This is a genomic window from Pontibacter vulgaris (assembly GCF_022758145.1).
Lineage (GTDB): Bacteria > Bacteroidota > Bacteroidia > Cytophagales > Hymenobacteraceae > Pontibacter > Pontibacter vulgaris.
Window position 1 is genome coordinate 1 of the sequence record NZ_JAJVDH010000023.1, and the last position, 2,076, is coordinate 2,076.

Annotated in this window: 3 protein-coding genes; all 3 read left to right on the forward strand. The window is 43.3% G+C overall.

Annotated features, from left to right (window positions below; translation table 11 throughout):
- Window positions 1–413 (forward strand): tyrosine-type recombinase/integrase (locus LWP20_RS18100; RefSeq protein ID WP_242929588.1); only part of this gene is annotated, 413 nt, incomplete at its 5' end.
- Window positions 414–434: 21 nt separating this feature from the next.
- Window positions 435–1,388 carry a hypothetical protein gene (locus LWP20_RS18105; RefSeq protein ID WP_242929589.1) on the forward strand — a complete coding sequence of 318 codons (954 nt, stop codon included), beginning with the start codon at window positions 435–437 and terminating at the stop codon, window positions 1,386–1,388.
- A 154-nt stretch (window positions 1,389–1,542) separates the two neighbouring features.
- Window positions 1,543–1,911: a helix-turn-helix domain-containing protein gene (locus LWP20_RS18110; RefSeq protein ID WP_242929590.1), complete on the forward strand. Its 369-nt coding sequence runs from the start codon at window positions 1,543–1,545 to the stop codon at window positions 1,909–1,911.
- Window positions 1,912–2,076: the final 165 nt, after the last annotated feature.

The following is a 2,076-nucleotide window of genomic DNA, read 5'->3' on the forward strand; positions in this document are numbered from 1 at the left end:
AACAGGAAAAGACTAGTAAAGATGTAGTCGTAAATCTGAACAGCACAGCGCCCAAGCTACTGGGCGAACGACCAAAAGCCAAAGAAGCTAAAATAGAGAAGCCGTCTGGACAGAAAAGAACTAGAGCAGAAGAAGATAAGTTACGTCGCCAGCCTGTTTTTACCCTTCCTTCCAATACCACCTGTGGCAAGCACCTACAAAACTGGGCAGACAAAGCCGAGCTGAATAAGAAGGTTACCTGGCACTGTGCCCGCCACTCGTTCGGTACCAATCTATTGCTTTCCGGAGCAGACGTGCGCTCTGTATCGGGATTACTTGGACACTCCAGCTTAGTCGAAACTCAGAAATATGTCAGACTCGTGGAGTCTTTAAAAGAAAAGGCTGTAGAGAATCTACCTGAAATCACCTTTTAGTTTATTTAATAGCTCATAACGATGGATTACATTGAGGAACAACAGATAGAGATACAAGTGCCCAGATTTTCTTCTGACGTAGAAGATCGAATGGAAGACTTTTCGCACAGAGTGCTGGATCAGGGCAGAACGGATGCATTAGAAACATTGGGGGTACTTGGTAAAAAGCTGGCACTGTATGCAGAAGATGAACAGGCTTTTTGGTATTATACAAGTAAGGCATACCATAGGGCTTATGAATATCATACAGCGCAGCATAGTCCATTAAGTGACCTAGCTATTCCTATGCGCTACTATGATATACAGCAAGCTTTGACTATACGATTCCTGCGGGGCAAGACAGAAGAAGAAGCGCTTGCAGTTGTGATGAGCCCTTATCGCTTATGGGAGGACCTTCAACGAGAAGTCCAAGCTGTTTCGCAACGGTTACAGCTTGGACCACTGGTAACCTTGCTGCAAAATGGTTATCAAAAGTGGAAAGAAAAACACGAGAAGTTATCCCGAACGCCAGTTTGGGCGACCCATCCCAAAATGCAGCAACAGATACGCCAGCTGTTAGAAGGCTTAAAGCGCGTTAAGTTTGTACCTAAAGAAACGAAGGAGGTTCACTTTTATGTAATGCTTACTTCGCTACGACCTACCTACCGCATCATCTGGTCACAGAAAGGGTTAGGTAGCTTATTTTATCTTATGGAGTCTTTGTTAAGAGAAGGGTATATACAAGCACCAGAAAAGATTAAAACAGCTGCAATGCGTAAAGAAATGCTTAAACATGATGATGCTGTAATGGCCTGGCTATATGATTGCATTAGCAATGTGTTTTTAACTACTGACAAAAATGGGAACTTGCTGGAAATAACAAGAGATAAACTGCGGGAAGCACGAATCAGTGCCCTCTCGAACGGGGATAAGCAAGGTCATTTGCCAAACTGGGTTCAGAAAATAGATGGACTAATTGAAAGCCTTGAAAATTAACTCAATAGCACGCAGAAGTAAAGATTAATTGTGGAAAAGTCGCACTCGTTGCGACTTTTTTATGAATAACTATTTATTAACTCGGGTGAGTATAAACCCGAGTTTTCTGTTGCATTCGTGTCTGGCTATGTTTGTAAAAATTATTTTTCTAATCATGAAAGATACAACTTTAGCAAACATGTTTGCTGGCATCGAAGCGAAGCTAGTTGAACAGGTAGCCTTCAGCAAACAGGCAATGGAGTTACAAAACGAATTACTCCACCATCTTTATCTATCCCAATCTATTGAGGGCAAACCAGTGCTCAATGGCAGGGAAACAGCTTATATGCTGGACATATCAGAAGACCATCTCTATCGTCTGACCAGCCAGAAGAAGCTGAAATTTTACAAACCAGAAGGCAAGAAGAATTACTTTCTGAAAGAGGATGTGATTGCCTTTATGCTGCGTGGCGAGCAGCGAACTGCAGAAGAAATCGGACGTGTTGCAGCTAACTACAAAGGGAAAGGAGGGCGCGCATGGTAGCGGTTATCAGACCACAAAACAAAGCCATTATCCCACACCAGGTGCGCTTCAATAAGCTCCTGAATGCGTCAGAGAAAATGTTCTATGGCGAGCTGGTAGCCCTAAGCGGAAGTAAGGGCTACTGCTGGGCGAAGGATACACACTTTGCCACCCTTTTTGATAAAA

Coding starts and splice junctions, on each gene's coding strand:
- LWP20_RS18105 (WP_242929589.1), top strand. CDS start 435: ATGGATTACATTGAGGAACAACAGATAGAGATACAAGTGCCCAGATTT.
- LWP20_RS18110 (WP_242929590.1), top strand. CDS start 1,543: ATGAAAGATACAACTTTAGCAAACATGTTTGCTGGCATCGAAGCGAAG.